This window comes from Caulobacter sp. GW821-FHT10C03, assembly GCF_059415485.1.
On the sequence record NZ_JBWKNI010000007.1, the window covers coordinates 24,806 to 48,372 of the forward strand.

The 23,567-nt window shown below is 69.8% G+C and carries 31 protein-coding genes and 1 riboswitch; of the genes, 21 read left to right on the plus strand and 10 right to left on the minus strand.

From position 1 onward, the window contains the following. Nucleotides 1-4 precede the first annotated feature (4 nt). Both AC07NG_RS10915 and AC07NG_RS10920 read right to left on the minus strand, forming a co-directional pair. Nucleotides 5-739 (minus strand): PspA/IM30 family protein, encoded by a 735-nt coding sequence (locus AC07NG_RS10915; protein ID WP_494593976.1) that lies wholly within the window; start codon nt 737-739, stop codon nt 5-7. A 29-nt stretch (nt 740-768) separates the two neighbouring features. Beyond that, entirely contained in the window at nt 769-1,206 is a 438-nt protein-coding gene (locus AC07NG_RS10920) for a YjfI family protein (protein WP_110118568.1), read from the minus strand. 143 nt (nt 1,207-1,349) lie between these two features. Between AC07NG_RS10920 and AC07NG_RS10925 the strand changes: the two genes are divergently transcribed. The 4 genes from AC07NG_RS10925 to AC07NG_RS10940 are packed head-to-tail and all read left to right on the plus strand — an operon-like array spanning nt 1,350 to nt 3,281. After that, nucleotides 1,350-1,988 (plus strand): YjfK family protein, encoded by a 639-nt coding sequence (locus tag AC07NG_RS10925; RefSeq protein WP_110118567.1) that lies wholly within the window; start codon nt 1,350-1,352, stop codon nt 1,986-1,988. A 26-nt stretch (nt 1,989-2,014) separates the two neighbouring features. Further along, nucleotides 2,015-2,428: a DUF350 domain-containing protein gene (locus tag AC07NG_RS10930; protein WP_487291575.1), complete on the plus strand. Its 414-nt coding sequence runs from the start codon at nt 2,015-2,017 to the stop codon at nt 2,426-2,428. 8 nt (nt 2,429-2,436) lie between these two features. After that, the gene (locus AC07NG_RS10935) at nt 2,437-3,081 is read left to right on the plus strand and encodes a DUF1190 domain-containing protein (protein ID WP_492854874.1); all 645 of its coding nucleotides are present in this window, start codon (nt 2,437-2,439) and stop codon (nt 3,079-3,081) included. A gap of 59 nt (nt 3,082-3,140) precedes the next feature. Beyond that, on the plus strand, nt 3,141-3,281 hold the full coding sequence (locus AC07NG_RS10940) for a hypothetical protein (RefSeq protein ID WP_487291573.1): 141 nt from the start codon (nt 3,141-3,143) through the stop codon (nt 3,279-3,281). Here the strand turns inward: AC07NG_RS10940 and AC07NG_RS10945 are convergent. Continuing rightward, nucleotides 3,266-3,622 (minus strand): response regulator transcription factor, encoded by a 357-nt coding sequence (locus AC07NG_RS10945; RefSeq protein WP_487291572.1) that lies wholly within the window; start codon nt 3,620-3,622, stop codon nt 3,266-3,268. The genes AC07NG_RS10940 and AC07NG_RS10945 overlap by 16 nt on opposite strands. Nucleotides 3,623-3,753: 131 nt before the next feature. Next, nucleotides 3,754-4,269 carry a bifunctional adenosylcobinamide kinase/adenosylcobinamide-phosphate guanylyltransferase gene (gene cobU, locus AC07NG_RS10950; protein ID WP_494593980.1) on the minus strand — a complete coding sequence of 172 codons (516 nt, stop codon included), beginning with the start codon at nt 4,267-4,269 and terminating at the stop codon, nt 3,754-3,756. A gap of 38 nt (nt 4,270-4,307) precedes the next feature. Then, nucleotides 4,308-4,508: riboswitch (cobalamin riboswitch) on the plus strand. Nucleotides 4,509-4,614: 106 nt separating this feature from the next. Here cobU and AC07NG_RS10955 point away from each other — a divergent pair. The 10 genes from AC07NG_RS10955 to AC07NG_RS11000 are packed head-to-tail and all read left to right on the plus strand — an operon-like array spanning nt 4,615 to nt 13,958. Further along, nucleotides 4,615-6,528 carry a TonB-dependent receptor plug domain-containing protein gene (locus AC07NG_RS10955; protein WP_494593982.1) on the plus strand — a complete coding sequence of 638 codons (1,914 nt, stop codon included), beginning with the start codon at nt 4,615-4,617 and terminating at the stop codon, nt 6,526-6,528. Further along, nucleotides 6,528-7,514, plus strand: a complete 987-nt coding sequence (gene cobD, locus AC07NG_RS10960) for a threonine-phosphate decarboxylase CobD (RefSeq protein WP_494593984.1) — start codon at nt 6,528-6,530, stop codon at nt 7,512-7,514. The genes AC07NG_RS10955 and cobD overlap by 1 nt, the downstream gene beginning before the upstream one ends. Beyond that, nucleotides 7,511-8,116 carry a cob(I)yrinic acid a,c-diamide adenosyltransferase gene (gene cobO, locus AC07NG_RS10965; protein ID WP_494593986.1) on the plus strand — a complete coding sequence of 202 codons (606 nt, stop codon included), beginning with the start codon at nt 7,511-7,513 and terminating at the stop codon, nt 8,114-8,116. Before cobD ends, cobO begins: the two co-directional genes overlap by 4 nt. Continuing rightward, the gene (locus tag AC07NG_RS10970; protein WP_494593988.1) at nt 8,113-8,958 is read left to right on the plus strand and encodes an ABC transporter substrate-binding protein; all 846 of its coding nucleotides are present in this window, start codon (nt 8,113-8,115) and stop codon (nt 8,956-8,958) included. The genes cobO and AC07NG_RS10970 overlap by 4 nt, the downstream gene beginning before the upstream one ends. Then, nucleotides 8,955-9,941 (plus strand): FecCD family ABC transporter permease, encoded by a 987-nt coding sequence (locus tag AC07NG_RS10975; protein WP_487291566.1) that lies wholly within the window; start codon nt 8,955-8,957, stop codon nt 9,939-9,941. Before AC07NG_RS10970 ends, AC07NG_RS10975 begins: the two co-directional genes overlap by 4 nt. Further along, nucleotides 9,938-10,717 (plus strand): ABC transporter ATP-binding protein, encoded by a 780-nt coding sequence (locus AC07NG_RS10980; protein ID WP_494593990.1) that lies wholly within the window; start codon nt 9,938-9,940, stop codon nt 10,715-10,717. Before AC07NG_RS10975 ends, AC07NG_RS10980 begins: the two co-directional genes overlap by 4 nt. Further along, entirely contained in the window at nt 10,710-11,666 is a 957-nt protein-coding gene (cbiB, locus tag AC07NG_RS10985) for an adenosylcobinamide-phosphate synthase CbiB (RefSeq protein WP_494593992.1), read from the plus strand. Before AC07NG_RS10980 ends, cbiB begins: the two co-directional genes overlap by 8 nt. Then, nucleotides 11,663-12,688, plus strand: coding sequence for a nicotinate-nucleotide--dimethylbenzimidazole phosphoribosyltransferase (cobT, locus tag AC07NG_RS10990; protein WP_494593994.1), 1,026 nt, complete (start codon nt 11,663-11,665; stop codon nt 12,686-12,688). The genes cbiB and cobT overlap by 4 nt, the downstream gene beginning before the upstream one ends. After that, nucleotides 12,685-13,443 (plus strand): adenosylcobinamide-GDP ribazoletransferase, encoded by a 759-nt coding sequence (gene cobS, locus AC07NG_RS10995; RefSeq protein WP_494593996.1) that lies wholly within the window; start codon nt 12,685-12,687, stop codon nt 13,441-13,443. Before cobT ends, cobS begins: the two co-directional genes overlap by 4 nt. Next, nucleotides 13,440-13,958 (plus strand): tyrosine phosphatase family protein, encoded by a 519-nt coding sequence (locus tag AC07NG_RS11000; RefSeq protein WP_494593998.1) that lies wholly within the window; start codon nt 13,440-13,442, stop codon nt 13,956-13,958. Before cobS ends, AC07NG_RS11000 begins: the two co-directional genes overlap by 4 nt. On the opposite strand, the gene AC07NG_RS11005 is transcribed toward AC07NG_RS11000, so the two are convergent. Genes AC07NG_RS11005 through AC07NG_RS11020 form a run of 4 tightly spaced genes read right to left on the minus strand, consistent with a single transcriptional unit; the run spans nt 13,948 to nt 18,568 of the window. Next, entirely contained in the window at nt 13,948-14,943 is a 996-nt protein-coding gene (locus AC07NG_RS11005) for a Csu type fimbrial protein (RefSeq protein ID WP_494594000.1), read from the minus strand. The two genes, AC07NG_RS11000 and AC07NG_RS11005, sit on opposite strands and share 11 nt — an antisense overlap. Next, on the minus strand, nt 14,918-17,314 hold the full coding sequence (locus AC07NG_RS11010; RefSeq protein ID WP_494594002.1) for a fimbria/pilus outer membrane usher protein: 2,397 nt from the start codon (nt 17,312-17,314) through the stop codon (nt 14,918-14,920). The genes AC07NG_RS11005 and AC07NG_RS11010 overlap by 26 nt, the downstream gene beginning before the upstream one ends. Next, nucleotides 17,292-17,999: a fimbrial biogenesis chaperone gene (locus tag AC07NG_RS11015; RefSeq protein ID WP_487291558.1), complete on the minus strand. Its 708-nt coding sequence runs from the start codon at nt 17,997-17,999 to the stop codon at nt 17,292-17,294. The genes AC07NG_RS11010 and AC07NG_RS11015 overlap by 23 nt, the downstream gene beginning before the upstream one ends. 2 nt (nt 18,000-18,001) lie before the next feature. Beyond that, the gene (locus AC07NG_RS11020) at nt 18,002-18,568 is read right to left on the minus strand and encodes a Csu type fimbrial protein (protein WP_494594004.1); all 567 of its coding nucleotides are present in this window, start codon (nt 18,566-18,568) and stop codon (nt 18,002-18,004) included. Nucleotides 18,569-19,108: 540 nt separating this feature from the next. Here AC07NG_RS11020 and AC07NG_RS11025 point away from each other — a divergent pair. From AC07NG_RS11025 to AC07NG_RS11055, 7 genes are all read left to right on the plus strand, one after another. Then, a complete protein-coding gene (locus AC07NG_RS11025) occupies nt 19,109-19,345 on the plus strand; it encodes a DUF3606 domain-containing protein (RefSeq protein WP_494594006.1) in 237 nt (78 codons plus the stop codon). A gap of 140 nt (nt 19,346-19,485) precedes the next feature. Continuing rightward, nucleotides 19,486-19,881 carry a hypothetical protein gene (locus AC07NG_RS11030; protein ID WP_494594008.1) on the plus strand — a complete coding sequence of 132 codons (396 nt, stop codon included), beginning with the start codon at nt 19,486-19,488 and terminating at the stop codon, nt 19,879-19,881. Nucleotides 19,882-20,094: 213 nt separating this feature from the next. After that, nucleotides 20,095-20,403 carry a hypothetical protein gene (locus AC07NG_RS11035; RefSeq protein ID WP_492854859.1) on the plus strand — a complete coding sequence of 103 codons (309 nt, stop codon included), beginning with the start codon at nt 20,095-20,097 and terminating at the stop codon, nt 20,401-20,403. Beyond that, the gene (locus tag AC07NG_RS11040; RefSeq protein ID WP_492854858.1) at nt 20,396-20,764 is read left to right on the plus strand and encodes a hypothetical protein; all 369 of its coding nucleotides are present in this window, start codon (nt 20,396-20,398) and stop codon (nt 20,762-20,764) included. The genes AC07NG_RS11035 and AC07NG_RS11040 overlap by 8 nt, the downstream gene beginning before the upstream one ends. A gap of 226 nt (nt 20,765-20,990) precedes the next feature. Further along, nucleotides 20,991-21,188, plus strand: a complete 198-nt coding sequence (locus tag AC07NG_RS11045; protein WP_492854857.1) for a hypothetical protein — start codon at nt 20,991-20,993, stop codon at nt 21,186-21,188. After that, nucleotides 21,181-21,771 carry an SOS response-associated peptidase family protein gene (locus AC07NG_RS11050; protein ID WP_492854855.1) on the plus strand — a complete coding sequence of 197 codons (591 nt, stop codon included), beginning with the start codon at nt 21,181-21,183 and terminating at the stop codon, nt 21,769-21,771. Before AC07NG_RS11045 ends, AC07NG_RS11050 begins: the two co-directional genes overlap by 8 nt. Beyond that, entirely contained in the window at nt 21,768-22,124 is a 357-nt protein-coding gene (locus tag AC07NG_RS11055) for a hypothetical protein (RefSeq protein ID WP_492854854.1), read from the plus strand. Before AC07NG_RS11050 ends, AC07NG_RS11055 begins: the two co-directional genes overlap by 4 nt. Before the next feature lie 237 nt (nt 22,125-22,361). Here AC07NG_RS11055 and AC07NG_RS11060 read toward each other — a convergent pair whose 3' ends face one another. Beyond that, complete coding sequence (locus AC07NG_RS11060) at nt 22,362-22,766, minus strand: hypothetical protein (RefSeq protein ID WP_492854853.1); 405 nt, start codon at nt 22,764-22,766, stop codon at nt 22,362-22,364. After that, on the minus strand, nt 22,766-23,566 hold the full coding sequence (locus AC07NG_RS11065; RefSeq protein WP_492854851.1) for a WcbI family polysaccharide biosynthesis putative acetyltransferase: 801 nt from the start codon (nt 23,564-23,566) through the stop codon (nt 22,766-22,768). Before AC07NG_RS11065 ends, AC07NG_RS11060 begins: the two co-directional genes overlap by 1 nt. Between the last annotated feature and the right edge of the window lies 1 nt (nt 23,567).

The window sequence follows — 23,567 nt, forward strand, 5'->3', positions numbered from 1 at the left end:
GGTCCTATTCGGTCTTCGAACCGTCGGCGGCCTTGTCCTCGATCTGCAGCGGAGCCGGCTGCGGCGCGAGGCGGGCCAGGATGTCGTCGGCCGACGACTGGCCGGGCAGAATGCCGGCCACGCGCAGCTTCTCGTCGAGATCCGCGCCGGTGCGGCGGTCTTCCAGTTCGCCTGCGGCCTTGATCTTCTCGCCGCGGACCATCTGGCGCTCCTTGATGCGCGCCAGGCTGTCGGCGGCCGAGCCGAGGGACGCGCCGGCGCCCGCGCCGCGGGCGGTGACGGCGGCCTGGGCGCGCTGCACCGACTCATTGACCTTCACGACCTCGACTTCGCGCTTGAGCGTGTCGATGCGGCGGTCGGTGGCGGCGATGGCGGTGTGGAGCTGATCCTCGGCCTCGCGCATGCCGCCGATCTGCGGCTCCTTCAGCGCGATGTCGCTTTCGAGGTCGGCGATGCGCTGGGCCACCTGGCGGGCCAGGTCCATGTCGCCCTTGGTGACGGCGGCGCGGGCCGAGTTCTCGTACTTGGCGACCTGCTCGCGCAGGCTCTTGACGTCGTTCTCCTGGATGCGCCGACGGGCGACCAGGGTGGCCAGGTTGTCGCGCGCCTTGGCCTGGGCCGTGTCGGCGTCGCGAATCTCCTGGTCGAGGATGCGGATGGCGTTGGCGTCGACGACGGCGGACGTGGCTTCGTGGGCGCCGGCGCGACCCAGGGTGAACAGCTTGCGCCAGATGGACATCGGAGGGCTCCGGGAAATTTCGGTTAGGGTCAGGCGGCGGTGGAGAACGAAGTACGCAGATCCGAGGCGGCCTCGATGGCGTTTTCGGCGAGGGTGCGCAGCTCGATGACGATATCCTCGATCGAGGTCGTGGTCGAAAGCTCGCCGAACAGCTCGTAGTAGTCGCGGCCGCCGACGGCGCTGATGCCGAAGTTCGACAGCGGCACCAGCTTCTGGGCCTTCAGCAGGAATTCGTTGAAGGCGTGGCGGTCTTCCTGTTCGTCGACGGGCCACAGCAGGGCCGAGGCGGCGATCTGCTGGTCGCTGACGCTGACATAGATCTCGAGGTCGCCCTGCCAGTGCATGGTGACCAGCAGGATCGGGTCGGAGCCTTCCAGCACCCGCACGCTCAGCTCGTCGGCGCCCACGCCGGGCGCTTCGTCCAGGGCCGCCTTCAGGGAGCGGACAGTCCAGGGCGTCTGACTCATCGGGTCGTCATCCTCTTCGCGGGCCATCTTGGCCGTTTCATACAAGATGGGAGACCGAAGGCCAGTCGTCGAGAGCGAGCATGGCCCCTTTTACAGCGCAGGCTGGCGCCGTACATGAGGGAGCGTTCTTTCAGGGACCAGCCATGTTCAGTCGCTTATTCGGCCGCAAGGAGCCCGCTCCCGAGTCGGCCCTGCCCGCCATCCGCAACGTGACGCTGGGGCGGACCGTCTGGCTGGACCCTCTGGCCTGGAAGCGCTTCGGCGCCGACAGCAAGTTCCCGCTCGACCACGACACGCTGGAGATCACCGCCCAGGGCCTGGTGGACCTGAAGGACGGCGGCTTCGTGCACCGGTTCTACACCGACGACCACGTGATGTTTCAGGCGGTCTCCGACGACCGCGAGGGTCAGCGCCTGACCGACGTCACCCTGTTCGTCCCCTGGGACAGCGCCTATCCGGGCAGCCGCGCCGATCGCGACGCCTGGGGCAAGCGCCTGCGCGCCCGGACCTTCACGCCCGCCGGCCTGCCCGAATACCACCGCTTCTGGTTCGGCGAGGAAGCCGAGAGCCAGGAGCCCGTGACCTTCTGGGAAGACCTGCACGACGACCGGGACGGGATCCCGGACCGGCGAATCTTCCAGACCTGCATGCTGTTCGCCCGAGATCTTCCGGGCGAGGGCCGCGAACTGCTGCTGGCCATCGAGATGGAGACCGAGGACCGCGAGGTCTCGTTCGAAACCATGATCGGCGTGCCGCTCGAAGTCGGCGAATTCCGCGCCTGAACCACGGTCCATAGGGGAAACTAGAGATGTTCGACGTCCAAGCCTTCGGCGAAAGCGCCCTGGCCTTCCTGGTGGCCTTCGTCGCCGCCGGCGTGTTCACGGTGATCTTCAAGATCGTCTACCAGGCGGTGACGCCCTACAACGAGGCCAAGCTGATCCGCGAGGGCAACGTCGCCGCCGCCATCGCCCTGGGCGGCGCCGTGGTCGGCTACGTGCTGCCGCTGGCTTCCGCGCTCAGCCACACCGTCAGCCTGCTGGAGTTCGCCGCCTGGGCCCTGCTGGCCGCCGTCATCCAGATCGCCGCCTTCACCCTGGTGCGGTTCACGGTGCTCAAGGACCTGATCGACCGGATCGAGAAGGCCGAGGTCGCCGCCGGCGTCTATCTGGCCTCGATCTCGCTGGCCGTCGGCCTGCTGAACGCCGCCTGCATGACCTCGTGAGGCCGGACATGAACGCCCACTCCCCCGCCCCGTCCCGCCGCCGCAAGCGCTCGAGCGCCGTCGCGCTGACGGGCCTGATGGCCGGCTCGGCCTTCACCCTGGTCGCGTGCGACGATCCCGGCTCGGCCACCCAGTGGGGCGATCCCCCCGCGGCCGTCTCGGGCAAGAAGGTCGACGCCTCCAGCTTCGCCAATCTCGACGAGTGCAAGGCCTCGGGCGACTTCACGGCCGACCAGTGCCAGACGGCCTATGACGAGGCCCAGAAGGCCAGCGCCGAGAACGCGCCCAAGTTCTCCGACCAGCAGAGCTGCGAGGAGCGCTACGGCGTCGACCAGTGCGTGCCGCGCAGCCAGGCCAACGGCGGCGGCAGCTTCTTCACCCCGCTGCTGACCGGCTTCATCATCGGCCAGGCGCTGGAAGGCATGAGCAACCGCGGCTATCGCGGCGCGCCGATGTATCGCGACCGCGACGGCACCTATTACAGCGGCTCGGGCTATCCGGTGTCGCGCGACTACCTGACCGGCCGCAGCCGGGTGCGCACCGACAGCTTCGACGCCCCGTCGCGTTACGAGGCCCCGACCCGCGTGCAGAGCCGCAGCAGCGTCATCTCGCGCGGCGGCTTCGGCGGCGGCTCGCGCGGCTTCGGCGGCTAGAGGGAACTGAAGGCGGGGCGTCTCGCGTTGGTTTATCGACGACCACGCGAGACGACCGCATGACCGACAAGACCATCACGGGGGTTCCCCAGCCGCGCTGGTGGCAGCGCCACCCCACCCTGGCCTTCTGCGCCGCCTGGGGTCTGGGTCTGGGACTGTTCGCGACCGCCGTGGCGGTGGGACTTCAGGCCGCGGCCTGAACGCCCGCGCGCTGCATGGCGCGCACGGCCGACAGCAGGCGAGCCGGCGTCACCGGCTTTTCGAGCCACTGGTCGGGCTCGACCTGCAGCACGCTCGGATCGCTGGCCGAGACCATCAGCACCGGCGTTCCCCGCCCTTCGAGCGAACGGATCAGTTCGGCGCCCGTCATGCGCGGCATGGCGTTGTCGGTGATCAGCAGGTCGGGCGCGAAGGCGTCGAAGGCTTCCAGCGCTTCCTGGCCGTCACGGCTCCACAGCACCTCGAACCCCGCCTCTTCCAGCAGGACCTCGTAGACGCCGCCAAGCAGCATGTCGTCTTCGGCGATGAGGATCCGTCGCATGGCAGCCCGCCCGTCGAATTAAGTGAATTCGAATGTGTAAATAGGTCTTAACCATGCCTGCGCCCCCGGTGTCTGCGTGCGCAATCGTCGCATCGCCGAAAGTTGAGCAATCGGGGCGAGAGCGTCGGGAATCACTTCATCCGCAGGCTTAGTCCGGCGACGACCAGTTCGACGGCGTCGGCGGCGGCCGCCAGGGCCTGATGCAGCCGGCCGGCCTCGTCGCGGAACCTGCGGGCCAAGGCGTTGTCAGGCACGACACCCCAGCCGACCTCGTTGGACACCAGCCAGAGCTCGCCATCGAAGGCCGAGGCCGCCGCGACCAGCGCTGCCGCTTCGGTCGAGAGATCTTTTTCCGCCAGCATGAGGTTGGTCAACCAAAGGGTCAGGCAGTCGACCACCGCCACGCCGCCCGGCGGTAGGCCGCGCAAGGCGGAAGCGAGATCGAAAGGCGCCTCCAGGGTGGTCCAGGCCTGGCCGCGATCGGCCTGGTGGCGGGCGATGCGCGCCTCCATCTCGGCGTCGAAGGCCTGGGCGGTGACGATCATGACCGGTCGGACGCCGACCGCGGCGGCCCTCGCCTCGGCCGCCCCTTGCGCGAAAGCGCTCTTACCCGAGCGGGCGCCGCCTAGAACCAGGGTCAGTGACAACGGGGAACTCCAGATTGACGGTGTGCGGCGCACCCTATAGTCCAGCCGGCGCGACAGGTTCCTCCCAAAGAGGATGAAAAGGGAACTCGGGTGTGAAACCCGGGCTGCCCCCGCAACTGTAAGCGGCGAGTTCGCGCGTCACATGCCACTGGGTCTGTTCTTCGGAAGAGAACTGGGAAGGCGACGCGCAGCAACGATGACCCGCGAGCCAGGAGACCTGCCTGTCGCGGTCGTCCTTCGTCCGGCCGGGGTGCGCCGTACGATCGGGTCTTCCCGCATGGCGACGCTTCGGTCCGGGCGTGTTCACGAGAACACGCTCCTTCTTGTCGCGCACGGAGGAATGACATGCGCCCTGTTTCCCTGCTGGCCCTGGCGGCCGCAGTTCCCGCCCTGGCCCTGCCTGGCCTGGCTTTCGCCGATACGGCCGTGGCCGAAGTCGATCAGGTGGTGGTCACCGCCGGTCGCGAGCCCGAAAAGCTGTCGGAAGTCTCGACCAGCATGACGGTGATCGACGCCGAGGCCCTAAAGAAGGCCCAGGCCGTCGTGATCTCCGACCTGCTGTCGCGCACGCCGGGCGTCACCGTCACCCGCAACGGCGGCGTCGGCGGCACGACCCAGCTGCGCATCCGCGGCGCTGAAACCGACCAGACCGTGGTGCTGATCGACGGCGTCAAGCTGAACGATCCGTCCTCGACCGGCGGCGGCTACAACTTCGCCACCCTGCTGGCCGGCAACGTCAACCGCATCGAAGTGCTGCGCGGCTCGCAATCGACCCTGTGGGGCAGCCAGGCCATCGGCGGCGTCGTCAACCTGCTGACCGCCACGCCCAGCGGCCCGCTCACCACCCAGCTGGCGACCGAGATCGGCTCGCGCGACACCGCTTATGGCAACGCCGCGCTCAGCGCCGGCGGCGACTGGGGCGGCTGGCGCATCGCCGGCGCCTACTACACCACCGACGGCGTCTCGGCTTTCGGCAAGTCGTACGGCGGCAAGGAGAAGGACGGCTACCGCAACGCGGGCGTCAGCGGTCGCCTGGACCTGAACGTCACCGACTGGGCCACCGTCGACCTGCGCACGTCCTACGCCGCCTCGAAGAACGAATTCGACGGCTTCCCCGCCCCGACCTACGCCTTCGCCGACAGCCCCGAATACGGCAAGACCAAGGAACTGGTCAGCTACGCCGGCGTGCGCCTGAGCGCCTTCGACGGCGCGCTGAAAAACCGCCTCGGCTTCGGCTACACCCAGACCGACCGCGACAACTTCGATCCCAGCTCGTCGGTCCCCAAGACCTTCGACGCCCGCGGCACCAACAAGCGCTTCGAATACCAGGGCACCTGGCAGGTCAGCGAGATCCTCCGCGCGACCTTCGGGGCCGAGACCGAGCGCTCGTGGTTCCGCACCGCCTCGCCGTCGGAATGGGAACCGAACCCGACGCCCGACAGCCACGCCGCGCGCACCGACAGCCTGTACCTGCACCTGCGCGCCCAGCCGGTCGAGGGCCTGACCCTGACGGGCGGCGTGCGCCGGGAGGACCACTCGGCCTTCGGCGACGCCACGGTCTACCAGGCCGGCGCGTCCTACAGCCCCAACGGCGGCGTGACGGTATTCCGCGCCAACTACGGCGAGGGCTTCAAGGCCCCGTCGCTGTACCAGCTCTACAGCATCTACGGCGATGCGAACCTGAAGCCCGAGGAGTCGGAAAGCGTCGACCTGGGCGTCGAGCACAGCGTGCTGAACGGTCGCGTGCGCGCGGGCCTGACCTGGTTCCACCGCGACATCACCAACCAGATCGACTACGTCTCCAACAACACCCCGCCCAACTACGGCGGCTACGCCAACTTCGCCAAGACGGAGACCAGCGGCGTGGAGCTGGAGACCACCATCGAGGTGACCTCGTCGCTGAAGGTGACGGCGAACTACACCAACATGGACCCGATCAACCGTTCGGCCACCAACAACGGCAAGCGCCTTCCGCGCCGCGCCGGCGAGACGGCCAACCTGAACGCCGACTACGACTGGAAGAGCGGCCTGACCACGGGCGTCTCGGTGCAGTACGTGGGCGAGAGCTACGACAACGCCACCAACACCCGCCGCCTGAAGAGCTACGCCCTCTTCGACCTGCGGGCCGCCTATCCCCTGAACGACACCTTCGAGGTGTTCGGCCGCGTCGAGAACCTCTTCGACAAGGAATACCAGACCATCTACCGCTACGGCTCGGTGGGCCGCGGCGCCTTCGCCGGCGTCCGGGCGAAGTTCTGATGAGCGGTTCGCCGTCGTCCCTTTCCGGACACGGCGGCCGCCTGGCGGCGGCGCGGGCGCGTTTTCCGGATGCGCCCGCGCCGTGGCTGGACCTGTCGACGGGGATCAATCCTCGCCCCTATCCGGTTCCGCCCCAGGCCTTCGAGGACTGGGGCCGCCTGCCCGATCCGGCCGACCTAGCGCGGCTGGAGGCCGTCGCGGCGAAGGCCTTCGGCGTGGACGATCCCGCCCGGGTGGTCGCCGTGCCCGGCAGCGAGACGGCGATCCGCCTGCTGCCCAAGATCCTGCCTCGCGGCAGGGTCAGCCTGCCGGTTCCCACCTATTCCAGCCACCCGCTCGCCTGGCGGCGCGTCGGTTCCGAGGTCGTGGCCGATCCGGACGAGGCCGACCTGTGCGTGGTGGTGAACCCCAACAATCCCGACGGCCGCAGCCTGGCGCCCGAGGCGGTGCTGGCGCTAGGCCAGCGCGGCGCGGTGGTCGACGAGGCCTTCGTCGAGTGCGAGCCGTCGCTGTCGGTCGCCCCGTTCGCCGGCGCGCCGGACCATGAGCGGCTGATCGTGCTGCGCTCGTTCGGCAAGTTCTACGGTCTGGCCGGACTTCGGCTGGGCTTCGTGATCGCCCGGCCGGCGCTCGCCAGACGCCTGCGCGAGACCCTGGGCGAATGGCCCCTCTCCGCCCCCGCCCTGGCCGCGGGCCTGGCGGCCTATCCCGACACCGCCTGGGCGAACGCGACGCGCGCGAGCCTGGCCGACGACGCCGCGCGGCTGGACGCTCTCTTGGCCCGCGCCGGGTTCGAGGTGGTCGGCGGGACCAGCCTGTTCCGCCTGGCCCGTGCGACCGACGCAGCCGTCCGCTTCGAGACCCTGGCGCGCGCCGGGATCCTGACGCGGCCCTTCGATCACGACCCGAGCCTGTTACGCTTCGGCCTGCCCGGATTCGACGCCGACTGGGCGCGCCTGGCCGCCGCCCTGGAGACCCCGCGATGAGCGACAACGCCAACGAGCAGCACGCCGAGGCGATGCGCGCCCTCAAGGCCGAGCGTGAAGAGCTGATGAAATCGAAGACCCTGGAGAAGGGTCTGCTGCTGGTCCACACCGGCGACGGCAAGGGCAAGTCCTCGGCCGGCTTCGGCATGGTCGCCCGCTCGCTGGGCTGGGGCATGCAGGTGGGTGTCGTGCAGTTCATCAAGGGCAAGTGGAAGACCGGCGAGCGCCTGTTCTTCAGCCGCTTTCCAGACCAGGTGCGTTACCGCGTCATGGGCGAAGGCTTCACCTGGGACACCCAGGACCGCGAGCGCGACGTCACTGCGGCCAAGGCGGCGTGGGAAGAGAGCAAGGCGATGATCGCCGATCCGACGCTCGACTTCGTGCTGCTGGACGAGATCAACATCGCCCTGCGCTACGACTATCTCGACATCGACGAGGTGGTGGAAGTGCTGAAGGCCCGCCCCAATGACAAGCATGTCTGCCTGACCGGCCGCAACGCCAAGCCGCAGCTCCTGGAGATCGCCGACCTGGTCACCGAGATGACCCTGGTCAAGCATCCGTTCGAGCAGGGTTTCAAGGCCCAGCGCGGGGTGGAGTTTTGACTGGTTTCAGCAGGCGGGTCGCTCTGGGGGCTAGCCTTGTCGTCGGCCTCGGCGCCGCCGCGCCGAAGAAGCCGCGCCTGGTCTCCCTCAATCCCTGCCTGGACGGCGTGCTGGTCGAGGTGGCCGACCGCGACCAGATCGCGGCGCTCAGCCACTACGCCCGCGATCCGCAGCAGTCGAGCATCGCCGAGCGGGCCAAGTCCTATCCGATGACCTACGAGAGCGCCGAGGAGGTGATCGCGCTTAGGCCCGACGTGGTGCTGAGCGCCGCCCACTCCTCGCCCGCCACCCGCGCGGCTCTCAAGAGGCTAGGCGTGCGGGCCGAGCTCTTCAAGGTGCCCAACAGCTGGGCCGAGAACCAGGAAGACATCCGCCGCATCGCCGCCGCCGCCGGTCACCCGGAGCGCGGTGAAGCTCTGATCGCCCGCATCGACCGGGCCCTGGCCGACGCCGCGCCGCCGCCGGGATCGAGGCCGCTGGAGGCGTTGGTCTTCCAGCCCAACGGCTTCGCGGCCGGCGAAGGCACGCTGGTCGACGAGATGCTGACCCGCACCGGTTTCAAGAACGTCGCCAGCCGCTACGGCCTCAAGAAGTGGGGCAACGTCCCGCTGGAGCGGCTGCTGGCCGATCCGCCGCAGGTGCTGCTGGCCGGACAGGCCCGTCCCGACGCCCCGACCTGGGCCGAGCGGATGCTCAACCACCCAGCCCTGGCCAAGGTGAGCCACCGCATGACCCGCGAGACCTTCCCCGAGCGGCTGCTCTATTGCGGCGGCCCGACCCTGATCCACACCGCCGCGACCCTGGCGGCCGCCCGCCGCAACGCCCTGAAGGCCCGAGCATGAGCCATAACCGCCGAACCTGGCTGCTGATCGCCGGCCTGCTGCTGGCCGTGGCGGTCCTCTTCGGGCTGTCGCTGATGAGCGGCCGCGTCTGGGCGCCGTGGAGCGCCTGGGTCGACCGGTCCGACCCGCGCTGGGCGATCATCTTCGAACTGCGCCTGCCGCGCACCGTGCTGGCCGTGGCCATCGGCGCGGCGCTGGGCATGTCGGGCGCGGCCATGCAGGGCTACACCCGCAACCCGCTGGCCGATCCGGGCGTGCTGGGCGTCTCGTCGATGGCGGCGCTGGGGGCGGTGATGAGCCTCTATCTGGGCCTGGCCTTCACCGCGACCTGGCTGCTGCCGGCCTGCGCGGTGCTGGGCGCGGCGATCGGCGTCGGCCTGATGCTGGCCCTGGCCGGCACGACCGGCGGCACGGTCACCTTCCTGCTGGCCGGCGTGATCCTCAACACCGTGGCCAGCGCCGGCGTCGCGCTGGCTCTGTCGCTGGCGCCGAACCCATGGGCGGCGCAGGAGATCATCAGCTGGCTCTTGGGCTCGCTGGCCGACCGCAGCGTCGACGAGGTGCGGCTGGCCGTGCCGCTGATCGTGGCGGGCCTGGCCGTGCTGCTGACCCTGCCGCGCTCGCTGGACGCCCTGACCCTTGGCGAGACCGGAGCCGCGGCCCTCGGCGTCAACCTGTCGGCCGTGCGGGTGCTGCTGGCCGTCGGCGTCGGCGTCGCTTCCGGCGCCAGCGTGGCCGTCACGGGCCTGATCGGCTTCGTCGGCCTGATCGCTCCCCACCTGGTGCGGCCGCTGGTCGGGCATAGGCCTGGGGCGCTGCTCGTGCCGTCGGCCCTGGCCGGTTCGGCCCTGGTGCTGGCGGCCGACATCATGGTGCGCCTGACCCCGTCGGCGGCCGAGATGCGGCTGGGCGTGGCCACCGCCGCCGTCGGCGGTCCGTTCTTCCTGGCCCTCCTGATCACCATGCGCCGGAGGCTTGCATGAGCGCCCCGCTTTCCGCCGAGAACCTTACCGTCGCCCTGGGCGGTCGCCCGGTGCTGCAGGGCGTCAGCGCGGCGTTCCGCCCCGGCGAGGTGACCGCCGTCGTCGGCCCCAACGGCGCGGGCAAGTCGACCTTGCTGGCCTGCCTGGCGGGCCTGCGCAAGCCGGACGCCGGTAGCGTGATCCTGGGCGGCGCGCCCCTGGCTTCGCTGGCGCATCGCGAGCGGGCCCGCCGCATCGGCTTCCTGCCGCAGACGCCGGAGGTGGCCTGGGCCGTCGATGTCGAGACCCTGGTGGGCCTTGGCCGCACCCCGCACAGCGGCGCGCGCGGTCTCTCCGAGGCCGACCACCTGGCCGTGGCCAAGGCCCTGAAGCAGACCCACCTCGAAGATCTGGCCCTGCGCGAGGTCAAGAGCCTGTCGGGCGGCGAGCGCGGCCGGGCGCTGTTCGCCCGGGTGCTGGCCGGCGAGCCGTCGTGGCTGCTGGCCGACGAGCCGCTGGCGGGGCTGGATCCCGGCCATCAGCTCGACGCCGTGGACCTGATGCGCGACTTCGCCGCCAGGGACGGCCAGGGGGTGGTCATGACGCTGCACGACCTGGCCGTGGCCGCGCGCCTGGCCGACCGGGTGCTGGTGCTGGTGGACGGCAAGCTGATCGCCGATGGCCCGCCGCGCGAGGCCCTGACCCCGGATGTCCTGGCCAGGGCCTACGGAGTCACGGCAAGGGTGGTGGAGGGCCAGACCGGCCCGCTGATCGAACTGGTCGGACGCCATGGCTGAACCGCTGCTGCTCGCCCCTCCGCTGGCCCTCGTGATCGAGGCCCTGGTCGGCTATCCGGCGAGCCTGCACGCGGCCATCCCCCATCCGGTCACCTGGGTCGGCAAGGCCATCGACGCCCTGGAGCGGCGCTGGAACCGGCCTGGGACCTCGGAACTGCGCCGCCGGGAGCTGGGCGTCGTCACCGTGGCGCTGCTGATCCTCGGCGCGGTGCTGATCGGCGGCGCGCTGGAGTCGATGTTCGACAGCGGCCTGCTGGCGACCCTGGCGGTGGCGCTGATCGCCACCCTGGGCTTGGCCCAACGCAGCCTGCACCAGCACGTGATGGCCGTGCTCGACCCGCTGGAGGCCGGCGACCTGCCCGCCGCCCGTATCGCGGTCGGCCGGATCGTCGGGCGCGACGTCGAGGAGCTGGACCTGCATGGGATCACGGCGGCGGCGCTGGAGAGCCTGGCCGAGAGCTTCAACGACGGAGTCGTGGCCCCGGCCTCTTGGCTGACCCTGTTCGGCCTGCCCGGCCTCTTCGCCTACAAGGCGGTGAACACCGCCGACAGCCAGATCGGCCACATGGAGCCGCGCTGGCGATCGTTCGGCTGGGCGGCCGCCCGGACCGACGATGTGATGAACTTCGTCCCCGCGCGGCTGGCCGGCCTGCTGATCTGCCTGGGCGCAGGCTGGAAGGGCTGGGACGTCATGCGCCGCGACGCCAAGAAGCACGCCTCGCCCAACGCCGGCTGGCCGGAAGCCGCCATGGCCGGCGCCCTGGGCGTCAAGCTGGGCGGCGCGGCCCGCTATGACGGCGAGACGACGGAGCGCCCGAGCTTCGGCGACGGCCGCGCGCCCGACCTGACCGACCTGCGCCGGGGCCTGCGGATCTACCGCCGGTCCTGCGCCCTGCTGTGGCTGCTGGTCGCCCTGGCCTGCGCCGCCGGCTGGAGACTTGTGCAATGACCTTCACGCCCACCGCCATCCCCGCCGTCGACCGCGCCCTGGAAGCCAGCTTGCGCGCCAAGCTGGACGGCAAGGCCAAGCCGCCGGGGTCGCTGGGCCGGATCGAGGACCTGGCCGTCCAGCTGGGCCTGATCGAGGGGAGCCTCTCGCCCCGCGCCGCCCGCACCGCGCTGCTGGTGTTCGCCGGCGACCATGGCCTGACCGAAGAAGGCGTCTCCAGCTATCCGTCGAGCGTCACCGTGGCGATGATCGGCCTGTTCCTGAGCGGCCGGTCCAGCGTCAACGCCTTCGCCAAGGCCACGGGCGTGTCGGTGAAGGTCGTGGACGCCGGCGTCGCCGCCGAGCTGCCGGCTCATCCCGACCTGATCGACGCCAAGGTGCGCCTGGGCGCCCGCAACGCCGCCCGCGAGGCGGCGCTGACGCCGGACGAGACGGCTCTGGCCCTGACGCGCGGGATCGAAATCGCCGGCCGCGCCCTTCAGGAGGCGGACGTGCTGGCCATCGGCGAGATGGGCATCGGCAACAGCTCGGCCGCGGCCCTGGTCATGCACCGCCTGGCGCCGGCCCCGCTGGAGGCCTGCGTTGGCCAGGGCACGGGCCACGACGAGGCCGGTCTGGCCCGCAAGGTCGCCGCGATCGCCCGCGCCGCCGAGCGCAGCGACGCGACCGAGCCCCTCGCCGTGTTGTCCGAGTTCGGCGGCTGCGAGATCGCCATGATGGCAGGCGCGGTGCTCGGCGCGGCTGCGCGCCGGCGGCCGGTGCTGGTGGACGGCTTCATCGCCACCGCGGCGGCCCTGGCGGCCGTGCGCCTGGCGCCCGAAGCCCTCGACTACTGCGTCTTCGCCCACGGTTCGGCCGAGAAAGGTCACGCCGCGATGCTGGCGGCCCTGGACGCCAGGCCCCTGCTCGATCTTGGCCTGCGGCTGGGCGAAGGCACGGGCGCGGCGCTGGCCGCCCCGCTGCTGGCGGCGGCCGCCAACCTGCTGAACGAAGTCGCCGACCTCGCCGACGTGCTGGGATGATCGGCCGGCAGGTCCAGCTGCTGCTCTGCGCGGTGCAGTTCCTGACCCGCCTGCCGACCCCGGCCCTGCGCGGCTTCGAGCCCGATTGGATCACCCGCTCGGCCCGCTACTTCCCGCTGGTCGGCCTGCTGGTCGGCGGGCTCAGCGCTCTCGTGCTGCTGGGCGCGAGCCAGGTGTGGAGCGGCTGGGTTCCGGCGATCCTGGCCCTGGGCGCGGGCTTCCTGCTGACTGGCGGCTTCCACGAGGACGGCCTGGCCGACACCGCCGACGGCCTGGGCGGCGGCCAGACCCGCGAGCGGCGGCTGGAGATCATGAAGGACAGCCGGGTCGGGACCTACGGCGTCCTGGCCCTGGTCGTGGTGCTGGGGGCGAAGGCCGCGACCCTGGCGACGCTGACGCCCCTGAACGCCGCCCTGGCCCTACTGGCCGCCCACGGCGTCGGACGCGTGGCGGCCGTCGCCGCCATGGCCGCCCTGCCCCACGTCAGCGACCGCGCCGACGCCAAGTACAAGCCCGCGCCCGACGGCGTGAAGCCGGCCGAGGTGCTGGTCGCCGCCCTGCTGGGCCTGTGGCCGTTGTTGCTGGTTCCGCCGACCGCCGCCCTGGTCGGCCTGGCGCTGGCGGCCGCCCTCGCCATCGCCCTGGCCCTGCCCTCCCGCCGGCTGATCGGCGGCTATGTCGGCGACGTGCTGGGCGGGATCGAGCAGGTCGCCGAGCTGGGCGCGCTGCTGGGCCTGGCGGCGGTGCTGGCGTGATCCTGGCGGTCTGCCCGCTGAGCCGGCTGGACGAGCATCTGGCGGCGCATCGGCCTTCGCACCTCGTCAGCCTGTTGTCGCCAACCGCCGAGCTATCGCCGGTCGAGGGCGTGGAACGGCTGCATCTGGCCTTCCATGACATCGCCGAGCCGCGTGCCGGCCTGATCGCGCCCAGCGCGGACACCATCGCCGCCCTGCTGGCCTTCGCCGAGGGCTGGACCGGCGAACGACCGCTGCTGCTGCATTGTTATGCGGGGGTCAGCCGCTCGACGGCGGCGGCCTTCATTCTGGCCTGCGCCCGACGCCTGGACCGCGACGAAGCGGAACTGGCCCAGGCCCTGCGGCGCCTGTCGCCTTCGGCCACGCCCAACCGGCTGATGATCGCCCTGGCCGATGCGGCGCTAGGTCGTGAGGGACGGATGTCGGCGGCGATCGAGGCCATCGGCCGGGGCGCGGACTGCTTCGAGGGCGGGGCCTTCGCCTGGGATCTGGTTGGGGACCTGATCAGTAGGTGACCGTCGCCACCACCTGGTCGCCATAGGTCGCGGGCGCCGGCGTGGTCTGGGCCGGCACGCGGCCGTAGAGCGTCAGCGGCTGGGCGCCGCCCGTGCCGGTTCCGCCCGCTGTCTGGCCAGCCGTCGATCCCCAGGGCGAGGCGCGCGCCGCGTCATGGTAGATGCCGTAGGTGACGTACTCGCTTCCCGCCTTCATCCGCCGCGCCGTGGCCGAGGTTCCCTGCTGGCCGTTGTCCAGCCCGATGGCGTAGGGGGTGTCCTTGGTGCAGGTCACCGACATGGCGCTCTGGGCGTCCTTGACGGCGCTGAGCACGCCGGCGTTTCCGAAGCCGAGATTGCCGGTCGAGATCGTGCAGTCGGGGATCAGGGTGGCGCTGTAGGTGAAGGTCGCCGGCACGACCGCATAGCCGATCGTCACCCCCGCGCAGCTCAGCAGGTTCAGGCCCCAGAAGAAGTTCTGACCGGAAAAGCTGGTCGAATAGGCGCCGGGAACGGTCGTCGTCGTGGTCGTCAGCCGCAGATAGACGGTCTGGTTGACGTTGATCGAGGTTCCCGTGCCGGGACTGGCGGTTATGGTCGGCACCGTGCCGAACACCAGCAGGGACGAGGATCCCCAGGGCTGGGTGCGGCCGGCATCCTGATAGATCTGGAACGCCACGGTCGCCCCGCCGGGACCGACCAGATAGCGCCCGCCCGAGCCGTTCGAGCCGCCCGAGCCCGCGTCGAGATTAGGGCACAGGGTGTAGGAGAGCAGCGACGTCAGGCCCGTGCAACTGAAGTTCAGATTGGCCGTGGCGTCCACCGTCCCCGCCGTCAGCGGACTGAGGGTCGAGCCGAGATTGACGCTGGTGACCGAGGCCGTGCAGCTAGCGGCGGCCTGGGCCGAGGACGGCGCACCGAACCAGACGAAGGCGGCGACCAGCAGGCCGGTCAGGGCGACGAGGCGCGCCCGCCAGAGGCTAACGACAGACGGCGTCGACCACATGCCGGCCTCCCTCGCTGACGGCGCCGATGACCAGGCGCGCGAAGCATTCGTTTCCATCCTCGACGACAACGCGCAGGTCGGCGTCTTCGCTCACCCCGGTCAGGAACGCCTGCCCATCGTAGCCGACGATGACCCGCTCGGCGACGCCGGCGCGGATCACCTCGGCGCCGGGCGGCACGAAGCTTCCGTCCGGACGATGCAGGGTCAGCAGCACGGCCGGCGGGGTCTTGCCGACGCCGAAGCGGACGATCGCGCCGCCGTTGGCCATCGGGACCACGCTGCGCTCGGTCTGGGCGGCTTCCAGTTCCAGCGGCAGGTCCTGGCTGTCGATCGACAGGCGGTTGACGTCGAAGGCCTCGAGATTGCGCACCAGCAGGCGACCGTTGCGGTCGCTGCGGCCAACCTTCTGGTTCTGGTAGAGCACCGGCACGTCGGGGGCGCCGACCTCGACCAGGGCGAACGAGCCCTCGAGACGGTTGGTGGTCGCCGCGACGCCGCCGAGCCAGGCCACCGCGCCATCGACCTGCAGCTGGCCGCGCACCGCGCCGTCGGCGTACTGGGCGGCGGCCGAAACGCGGGCGTTGCGACCGCGATAGGCCGCCTGCCCCTCGAAACCCTGGTGAGCGCCCTGCTCGATGCGGGCCCGCCAGCCATAGGTTCCGTCGGCCTGGGTCTCGGCCCGGCTGGCCTCGACGAAGGCGGTGGTGTCGTCGCCCTGGACCTGCACGCCGGCAGACGAGGAACTGCGCGCGCCCAGCGGCACCGACAGGCCCAGGAAAGCGCCGGTGTCGCGCTGTTCTCCCCGGCTGACATAGCCGGTGAGATAGGCCGTCAGGCGCTCGCCGAAGGTATGGCGCAGAGACCCGCTCCACACCTGGCGGCGCGGACCAGCCGCGGCGGTCTGGGCGCTGTAGGAGGCGCTGGCCACAGGCGCTTCGCCCTTGCGCATCAGCAGGGCCAGCCGCAGGGGCGTCGAGACGGTGAACTGGTCGATGGCGCGCGGCGGCTCGTCGCCGCCCATCTTCCAGTTGCGGTAGAACGAGGGGCGCGAGGTGACGGCGGCCAGATCGCGATAGCCCGCCGTGGCGCGCATGCTCATGCCCGACAGGTAGAAGCCGGCGAAGCGGCTGTCGAAGACCACGGCCGCCAGCGCGCCGCTCTCGTCGTCGGTCCGGCTGGCGGCGAACGAGCCCGACACAACGCCCAGGCCGCCGACCTGGGCCGTCAGGCCGCCGCCGCCCTGGATCAGGCCCCCGCCGGCCTCGACATGACCCTCCACCGTCAGGGCGTCGAGCACGCCGTAGCGCAGGCTGGCCGAGGCGATGGGCGAACCGGCGTAGTCGGCGGACTCGACGCCGAAGCCGCGGCGGGCGAAGCCGGCCTCGGCCGAGAAGTCGGCCAGGCCCTTGCGCAGCAGCAGGGGCGTGGCGAAGAACGGCGCGCTGACGGCCACCTGCCGGCCGGCCGCGTCGTTCAGGACCAGGCGCACGTCGCTGTAGCCCTGGCCCGGCGGCAGGCCGTCGATCTCGATCGGACCGGCGCCCACCGGTCGGCTGAGGATCCGGGTGTCGTTGACGTAGAGCTCCAGCGTCGAAGGCGCGGCGGCCGTGGTCGCCAGGCGCGGCGACGGCATGGTGACGATGTCGGGGCGGGTGGCGAAGTCGCGCCGCAGCTGGAAGCCGGCCATCCGGATCGGGCGGGTCCAGGCGAAGCCGCCGTTGATGTAGTCGCCGGCCTTCAGCCCCATCATCCGCCGAGGCTCGAACCAGGACCACGTCGTGTCGAGCCGCACGACCCGTCCCGTGTCGCCGACACGGCTGGCCGCCACGCTGCTGGAGAGGGTTCCGAAGCGGCCGAAGACGCGGCCGTCGAGCGCCAGGCCCAGCGAATCCACCCCCAGGCCATCGCTATCGTCGACTTGGCCGCCGTCGGCGGAGAACACGTAGTTGAGCACCGCGCCCAGGTCCTGGCGCGGCGCCCCGGCCGCATCGCGGTTGGCGGCCAGGTTGAAGCGCTGGACGGCGAGCAGGTCGATGTCGGCATTGACCATCAGCCGCTGGCCGACGTCGTCATAGGCCGCCGACAGCCCGCGAAGCGCCGACAGATCCACCAGCCCCACGCCGCTGGCGGTCAGGCCCACGGCCCGCATCTCGTCGGCGCGCATCTCCAGGCGGCCGTCGGCCTCGCGCGCGACGGCGGCCACCAGGCCGGTGTTGCGCCCGTTGATCCAGACTTCCAGCTGAAGGTCTTCACGCATCGTCTCGATAGCCTTCAGGTCCGGCAGCGGCAGGTCCTGAGCGGAAGCCGAGGTTCCCAAGGCGGCGAAGGCGAGACTGAGGGCGACCGCTTCAGTCGCTCTTGAGCGGCGCATCGATTGGCCCGGTGTCGGTGTCGGCGATCAGCCGCACGCCGGCGGCGGGCTGGAACGCCCCCGCGGGCCAGGAGACTTCCGCTCCGGGCAGGACATAACCCACAAGGCCCTTGCGTTCGGCAAGGACCGCGCCGCTGGCGTCGCCGATGCGCAGGTTGGCCAGGCGCAGGCGACGGGTTCCGGTGTTGCGCCCGACGAGGGCCGCGCCGCCGTCCTCGGACGGCCGCAGGCGCCACTCGATCTTGGGCCGCTCGCGACCGGAACCGAAGAAGAGAGGGATGGAATGGCGCATCAGCAGCGTGACCTGCCGGCCGGTCTCGCTGAGCGGCGGCGGCAGTTCGTCGACGATCAGGCGGTAGGATTCCTCGGCCTCCGGCGGGCGGCCGTCGAGCCGCACCACCCGCACCGTGCGGCTGGCGCCCGGGTCGACCTTGGCGATCGGCGGGCTCACGACGACGCCGGTGGCGGGCACCAGCACGTCGCGGCCGTTGGCCTGGGTCCAGCGGAAGACCCGGATCTGGACGTTCAGCGCCGCGGCGTCGTCATTCTGCAGCGTCAGGGTGGTCGCGTTCTGGCCGGCGGGCAGGTCCAGGCTCACCGGGCTGACGCGCAGCGACGCGGCGGTCGCCTGCGCGCCGCCGAGCGCGGCCAGGGCCAGACCGGCCAGGAGAGCGACCGCGCGCATGGTCAGTAGGTGATCGTCACCGCGACGAGGTCGCTGTAGGCGCCCTCGGCCGGGGTGGACTGGGCCGCGACGCGGCCATAGGCGGTGTAGGACTGCACGGCGCCGTTGCCGGTGCCGGCCTGGGTGTCGACGTTCTGGGTGACGCCCCAGACCTGGGTGCGGCTCGCGTCGCGGTAGAGGGCGTAGCTGACCGTGTCGTTGGCGGCGCTGGTCATCTTGCGCGCGGCCACCGTGGCCCCCGTGCCCGCCCCGGCGCTCAGAGCGACGGTGTAAGGCGTGGAGTTCGTGCACTGCACGCCGATGGTGCTGGTAGTATCGATATTGGCGTCGATGACGCCGCGCGACCCGAAACTCACATTAGAGGCCGACTGCACCTTGCATTCGCCCTGGATGGTCAAGTTGACCTGAAAGGAACTCGACGCCGTCGCAGCGGTCGCCGAACCAGACATCGCCATGACCGCAAAGGTTCCAATGACGAAAACTGAAGTCGCTATTTTTTTCATGTCCGGCCGCCCCTTCTGGAAATTCGAACAGGTTTTCACTCGCGTAAGACTTGCTGCTCTCGCCATTGCCGAGTGATTAACGTGTATTAGGGGTCGGGTGCGACGGCCCGCCGCACAGGTTCACTCGCCCGAGCGGGGAATTTCGATACACGTCTCTATCGAAAGTGGCGGTAAGTCCACTTTTGGGACGCGGAAAGATTGAGTCAGTAAGGAAAACGTCGGTTTTCGACCACTGTTACGCAAGCTTGGCCGCAACAACGGAATTTCGCCCTTTTCCGTAAAGTCCGGACCCGTTGCAGAGGCAACATGTCGCACTTGGCCGACGAGGGAAAAATGGGGGTCTCGGCCTTTCCCCGCAACGGATGCGCCGGCTTTCGACAAAAGCCGGAGACGACCTCCAAGCCGGGACGCCGCCAGACCGGCAGCATGACGGCGTTGGTCGGGCGCTTCACCGCGACGCCGACCGCTCCTCGCGGCCTCGCCTCTCCCCCGAAGACGGCCGCCCGACCGCCGCTTCGCCCTCCCCGCCCCCCGCGGGCGAGGCGGCGGTCCCCGGAGGGGGAACGTCCGGCCGCGCTACGGCTTCCTAGTAGTAGGAGGCCCGCTATGCCTGACGCCGATCCGACCAAGATCATTCCGCCCGCTCGCAAGCCCGATCTTTCCGTCCAGCCAGAGGAACGCGCGGCGGCCGCCGATCGTGACGCCGTCGATCTCGAAGAGCCCCGCACCGTCCGCTACTGGACCGAAACCCTGGGCGTCAGCGAGGAACAGCTGCACACGGCCGTCGAACACGCCGGCGTGTCGGCCGAGGAGGTGCGCAAGTACCTGGGCAGCCACAGCTGAAAGCGCTCGCCCCGCCCCGGATTGCTACGTGAACGACACTCGACAGACGCATCACAACCGCGAGGGTTTAGTTAATTCGATCGCTTGACTCTAGGATGTGCGACGCGTTGAACTGCGTGTGAACCTGCCGGGGGGCGAAGGTGTCGACACTGTCAGCGACGGGCTTTGGCCTGCTCTTCATCATCCTGCTCTGTCTTGGGCTTTGGGCGGGCCGCCGAAAGACGCCGCCCGCCTATGAGCCCGATCTCGCGACCTTTCTGACCCTGCTGGCGAACCGCGGCGGCGTGGTGGCCGAAGACGACCGGCTCCTGGACGATCCGTGCTGGGAACAGGCTCTGGCACTGGGCCTGGCAAGCGCGGGCGGCGCCTGGAGCACCCAGGCGGCGCTGACCGGCCGCGGTCGTCGCTTCCTTCGCGCGCACCGACGGCTGGTCGCCGACCACGTGAAATCCATGATGCCCCTATCGACCGCCGGGCCGCCGCCACGGTCTCCGGCCGATCGCCGCAGGGCCGCCATGCTGGAAGAAGAGTGGTAGGCCTGGAGGGCGTGCGAAAAGCGAGGTCCATCAGTCACATGCGCTGTCAAACCGCTACTGAGGCCATATAAGCGATTCAAAGACTTAACAGGCGAGTGTCAAACCTTGCTGGGCGCCAGATTAGCCGCCTAACAAGCCAGCACCTACGCTAGGTCGATTGACTCTTCCGGCCGACGAGAAGAGAACATTTGCGGAACATTCTGGAGCCGACAAATGCCCTCTCCTCCGCGCTCAAGAGCGCGTGACGGCGTACGCCCACGCGTCTACCTGACCACCATCGCCAAGCTGACCCGAGTTCGAGCGTCATCCGCCGACCCGGATTCCCGGACGCTGCATTTCACCTTCCCCCAGAACACCGGCGGCTCGAGCCGATCGGCGGCGGCTTTTGTCGAGGTCGGAGACGTGCCCGATTTCGTCGGAGAGAGCGCCTGGTTCGAAATGGAGAAGGTCCAGCGCGGCGCCGGCCGGCGCTGGCCCTGGTGGCGCGCCGTGCGTCAGGTGGAGCCGCCGGCAGGTGCCTGAGCCATCCCCCAGCGATCGCCGGAAGGCGGCCCAGCTGAGCGACACCTTCGCTGGCGTGCGTCTGGTCGAAGCCCTGGAGCGCGGCTGGGAGATCGGCTTCCGCTGCCAGTTCTGCGGCGCAAGCAAGACCTGGCGGCGCGACGTCATGCTCGGCCGGGCGCGCCCCCTGTTGAACTGCACCATGGACCAGATCCAGGCCAAGGCGGTCTGCCCTCGGTGCCAGGGACGCATGCCGATCATGACGTTCAGCGGCGTGCTCCAGCCGGCCAATCCGGAGCGCGCGCGCTGGGAGGTCATCAACACCCTGCTGGAGGCGGGGCTGATCCCCGCTCACTACGGCTACGGCCACAATGGTCGATGACCCGTGGCGCAGATCTGGCCAACCCTGCGGCGCATCAAGTCGTCGTTGACGATCCGATGCATCCGTTGCGGCAACGTCGCCGTTTGGAGTCGCGAGAAAGCGATCGTCAACCTTGGCGGCCACACCATGCCGCACGAGATCCGTCGCAAGTTGAGATGCAGCCGGTGCGGCGCTCAGGGCCGCAAAGACCTAGTCGATGTCGATGCACAGATGTAGCGTTTCAAGCATGACCGAATGGAAGAAGCCCGATCGCGCGCCTGACCACGAGCAGTTCGAGGAGGGCGCGCCACCCGACGACATCAAGCAGATCGAGAGTGATGCGCGCCATCACTTCGAACTCTTCGTCGACATGGGCGACCCGGAACATGCCCCTCGTGGGTGGTGGGTGCTGCGCCGCTGGGACCGGCGGGCCGACGATGTGTAACCTCTACAGCCTCAAGACGGCCGACCTGTTCGAGACGTGGGCGAAGGTCCTGCGCCTGCCGGTCGTGTGGGAGGGCCAAGCCAGCAACTTCGAGCCGCGACCTGAAATCCGCATGACCGAGGCGGCTCCGATCGTTCGGCTTGTCGAGGGCCGGGCGGTCGTGTCGATGACGCCCTGGGGCTGGCCAGGGCCGCGCGGCCCTGTCTTCAACTTCGTCAGCGAGGGGCGCGACTTCTCCTCAAGCGACCGCGTACTGATCCCTGCGGACGCCTTCTATGAGTTTACGGCGCCGCAGCCAGGCCAGAAGCGAAAGACGCGCTGGCGCTTCACCATGCCGGCCAGCCCGCTCTTCTGGATCGCCGGCATCGTCAAACACGGCGCATGGGCCATGCTGACGACTGAGCCGGGGCCAGACATCGCGCCCTACCACGACCGCCAGGTCGTGGTGCTTCCCGGTGAGCGTGGCCGGGAATGGCTCGACCTTACCGGGCCGCCCGCCGAAATCCTTCAGGCCTTGCCCGCCGGCGCCCTCGCCGTCGAGAGGGATTTTCCACCACCAGCCGTTGACCTTTTCACCGCATGAGCGAGCCCATCGACTACTGGCGCGAGGTCGTGCGCCGCGGCGTACTGGCCGTCGGCTATTCGCTGCAACGGACGGTTGGAGAGCCGATCCTTTCGGCCGAGCTTGTTCAGCCCCAGGAAGGCTTGATGCTTCGCGCCGCCTACGCCGCGATCGAGATGCACAAGCTGGCGGGCGTCGAGAGCGGCACGCTGGTCCACGCAGCCCGTCGGCGGCTGGCAGCCGCCCTAGCGGTCAGCCCGGCCGCCCGAGAGCTAGCGGCCTATCAGGAGCTGCTTACGGCCCGTCTATGGGCGGAAGTGGCGGACGATCCGCCTCGACGCTTGGAGAGCCTCGCCTACCCGCACGAGGAGTAGCCTCAGGGCAGGATCGAGGCGGCACGGTGGGCGTTCTTTCACCATGCTCACCCCCTACGGCCACACCTTCAGCATCACCGCGCGCGGCCAGAAGTGGTCCGGCATATGGGAGGTCGACGGAAAGGACGTCTGCATCACCAGCGCCTTCGGATCGGCACGCCGCCCAGCTGGCCGTCGGTCGCCGTCTGCAGTTGCGGAGGCCGCGCTGGCTGACCTCGTGGCGGCGTGGTGCGCGCGCTAAGCGCCCGCCCCCCAGCTGCTGGCGAAAAGGCTTAAGCCGGCCAGCAAAACGCCCACCAGAAAGGCGCCTGTCGCAACGATCAGCCACCCTCGATTTCGACTGTGCCAGCGGTTGAAATGCATTTTCCTCGCCGCGCTCAGTCGCTGCCTGGCGGCGTACCATTCGTTTTCGTATTGGTGCTGAAGCGCCCAGATCTGGATGTTCACCCACCCAGTCACGGCAATGCCAAAGGCGAAGCTGAATAGAGCCAGGGCGATGGCCACCTTGGCGCATGCGGCAAAAGCCACTTTGCCGGCCAGCGCTCCGATCAGGCTGAGCGTGGCGACCGCCGCGCCGCCGTTCATGAGGAACGTGGAATTGACCGCTGCGCCATAAGCGCGACTGTGGAAATTCTCCGACATCAGGCCGCCGCAGCGCCTGGCTCATAGGTCAGGTGACGCCAGAGCCATTGGTCGAAGGTCAGGGACGCCACGTAGTCCTGATAGGTCCGCGCCGGCGGAGCCCACTTCACGCCGAAGTGGTCGATGACCTTCGGATGAAGCGGCACCTCCGGCAGCTGGGTGTCGGTCGCCGCAACGATCTTTCGCGCGATGTCAGCGTGCTCCGGCGCAAGGCCCAGGAAGTCGCATATGGGGTCCGCAAGGCGGCTGTAGGTGACAGGCGCCGGATGCCAGAACATGTTGAAGATCTGCTCGTCACGGAACCAGCTTTCGATCCATTCCCCCATGGCGACGTCGCTCAGTCCGTCGAGGAAGCGGTAGCGGGCACGGTGGGTGTCCATCATGCGATCAAGGTCGAACTTGCCGCTGAAGTCGAAGGCAAGGTAGCGGCGGCGCGCCTCTAGCGGGTGGAGGCCAGAGCGTCGCAGTTCGTTGACCAGAAGGTCGCCCGTTGCGATTGGGCCAGGCACCCCCGGGATGATCCGATCGTCATGGGAGTCGAACGGCCACAGCGGCCGAAAGTAGAGAGCTGGCAGCCGCAGAGCTTCGCAGCCTTGCGGCGGCGCAGGCTGCTTGCGCGTCACTTGGTAGATGACGCGATCCGTACCGGCCGCGGCCAGCGCCTCGCGCGCGCCTGGCTGCTCGCCATCGATGTAGCTGACGCTGTCGGGAAAGTCCGGAAAGTAGTCGGAGATCTTCCCGAAGCACTCGGCGAGCCGCCCCATCTGGCAGTTGCCGTAGAACAAGATCCTGGAGCCCATG

What these genes read in the sequence shown, in the direction of transcription:
- AC07NG_RS10915 (WP_494593976.1), bottom strand. Translation starts at nt 739, where the DNA reads ATGTCCATCTGGCGCAAGCTGTTCACCCTGGGTCGCGCCGGCGCCCAC.
- AC07NG_RS10920 (WP_110118568.1), bottom strand. Translation starts at nt 1,206, where the DNA reads ATGAGTCAGACGCCCTGGACTGTCCGCTCCCTGAAGGCGGCCCTGGAC.
- AC07NG_RS10925 (WP_110118567.1), top strand. Translation starts at nt 1,350, where the DNA reads ATGTTCAGTCGCTTATTCGGCCGCAAGGAGCCCGCTCCCGAGTCGGCC.
- AC07NG_RS10930 (WP_487291575.1), top strand. Translation starts at nt 2,015, where the DNA reads ATGTTCGACGTCCAAGCCTTCGGCGAAAGCGCCCTGGCCTTCCTGGTG.
- AC07NG_RS10935 (WP_492854874.1), top strand. Translation starts at nt 2,437, where the DNA reads ATGAACGCCCACTCCCCCGCCCCGTCCCGCCGCCGCAAGCGCTCGAGC.
- AC07NG_RS10940 (WP_487291573.1), top strand. Translation starts at nt 3,141, where the DNA reads ATGACCGACAAGACCATCACGGGGGTTCCCCAGCCGCGCTGGTGGCAG.
- AC07NG_RS10945 (WP_487291572.1), bottom strand. Translation starts at nt 3,622, where the DNA reads ATGCGACGGATCCTCATCGCCGAAGACGACATGCTGCTTGGCGGCGTC.
- AC07NG_RS10955 (WP_494593982.1), top strand. Translation starts at nt 4,615, where the DNA reads ATGCGCCCTGTTTCCCTGCTGGCCCTGGCGGCCGCAGTTCCCGCCCTG.
- cobD (WP_494593984.1), top strand. Translation starts at nt 6,528, where the DNA reads ATGAGCGGTTCGCCGTCGTCCCTTTCCGGACACGGCGGCCGCCTGGCG.
- cobO (WP_494593986.1), top strand. Translation starts at nt 7,511, where the DNA reads ATGAGCGACAACGCCAACGAGCAGCACGCCGAGGCGATGCGCGCCCTC.
- AC07NG_RS10975 (WP_487291566.1), top strand. Translation starts at nt 8,955, where the DNA reads ATGAGCCATAACCGCCGAACCTGGCTGCTGATCGCCGGCCTGCTGCTG.
- AC07NG_RS10980 (WP_494593990.1), top strand. Translation starts at nt 9,938, where the DNA reads ATGAGCGCCCCGCTTTCCGCCGAGAACCTTACCGTCGCCCTGGGCGGT.
- cbiB (WP_494593992.1), top strand. Translation starts at nt 10,710, where the DNA reads ATGGCTGAACCGCTGCTGCTCGCCCCTCCGCTGGCCCTCGTGATCGAG.
- cobT (WP_494593994.1), top strand. Translation starts at nt 11,663, where the DNA reads ATGACCTTCACGCCCACCGCCATCCCCGCCGTCGACCGCGCCCTGGAA.
- cobS (WP_494593996.1), top strand. Translation starts at nt 12,685, where the DNA reads ATGATCGGCCGGCAGGTCCAGCTGCTGCTCTGCGCGGTGCAGTTCCTG.
- AC07NG_RS11005 (WP_494594000.1), bottom strand. Translation starts at nt 14,943, where the DNA reads ATGTGGTCGACGCCGTCTGTCGTTAGCCTCTGGCGGGCGCGCCTCGTC.
- AC07NG_RS11010 (WP_494594002.1), bottom strand. Translation starts at nt 17,314, where the DNA reads ATGCGCCGCTCAAGAGCGACTGAAGCGGTCGCCCTCAGTCTCGCCTTC.
- AC07NG_RS11015 (WP_487291558.1), bottom strand. Translation starts at nt 17,999, where the DNA reads ATGCGCGCGGTCGCTCTCCTGGCCGGTCTGGCCCTGGCCGCGCTCGGC.
- AC07NG_RS11020 (WP_494594004.1), bottom strand. Translation starts at nt 18,568, where the DNA reads ATGGCGAGAGCAGCAAGTCTTACGCGAGTGAAAACCTGTTCGAATTTC.
- AC07NG_RS11025 (WP_494594006.1), top strand. Translation starts at nt 19,109, where the DNA reads ATGCCTGACGCCGATCCGACCAAGATCATTCCGCCCGCTCGCAAGCCC.
- AC07NG_RS11035 (WP_492854859.1), top strand. Translation starts at nt 20,095, where the DNA reads ATGCCCTCTCCTCCGCGCTCAAGAGCGCGTGACGGCGTACGCCCACGC.
- AC07NG_RS11045 (WP_492854857.1), top strand. Translation starts at nt 20,991, where the DNA reads ATGACCGAATGGAAGAAGCCCGATCGCGCGCCTGACCACGAGCAGTTC.
- AC07NG_RS11050 (WP_492854855.1), top strand. Translation starts at nt 21,181, where the DNA reads ATGTGTAACCTCTACAGCCTCAAGACGGCCGACCTGTTCGAGACGTGG.
- AC07NG_RS11055 (WP_492854854.1), top strand. Translation starts at nt 21,768, where the DNA reads ATGAGCGAGCCCATCGACTACTGGCGCGAGGTCGTGCGCCGCGGCGTA.
- AC07NG_RS11060 (WP_492854853.1), bottom strand. Translation starts at nt 22,766, where the DNA reads ATGTCGGAGAATTTCCACAGTCGCGCTTATGGCGCAGCGGTCAATTCC.
- AC07NG_RS11065 (WP_492854851.1), bottom strand. Translation starts at nt 23,566, where the DNA reads ATGGGCTCCAGGATCTTGTTCTACGGCAACTGCCAGATGGGGCGGCTC.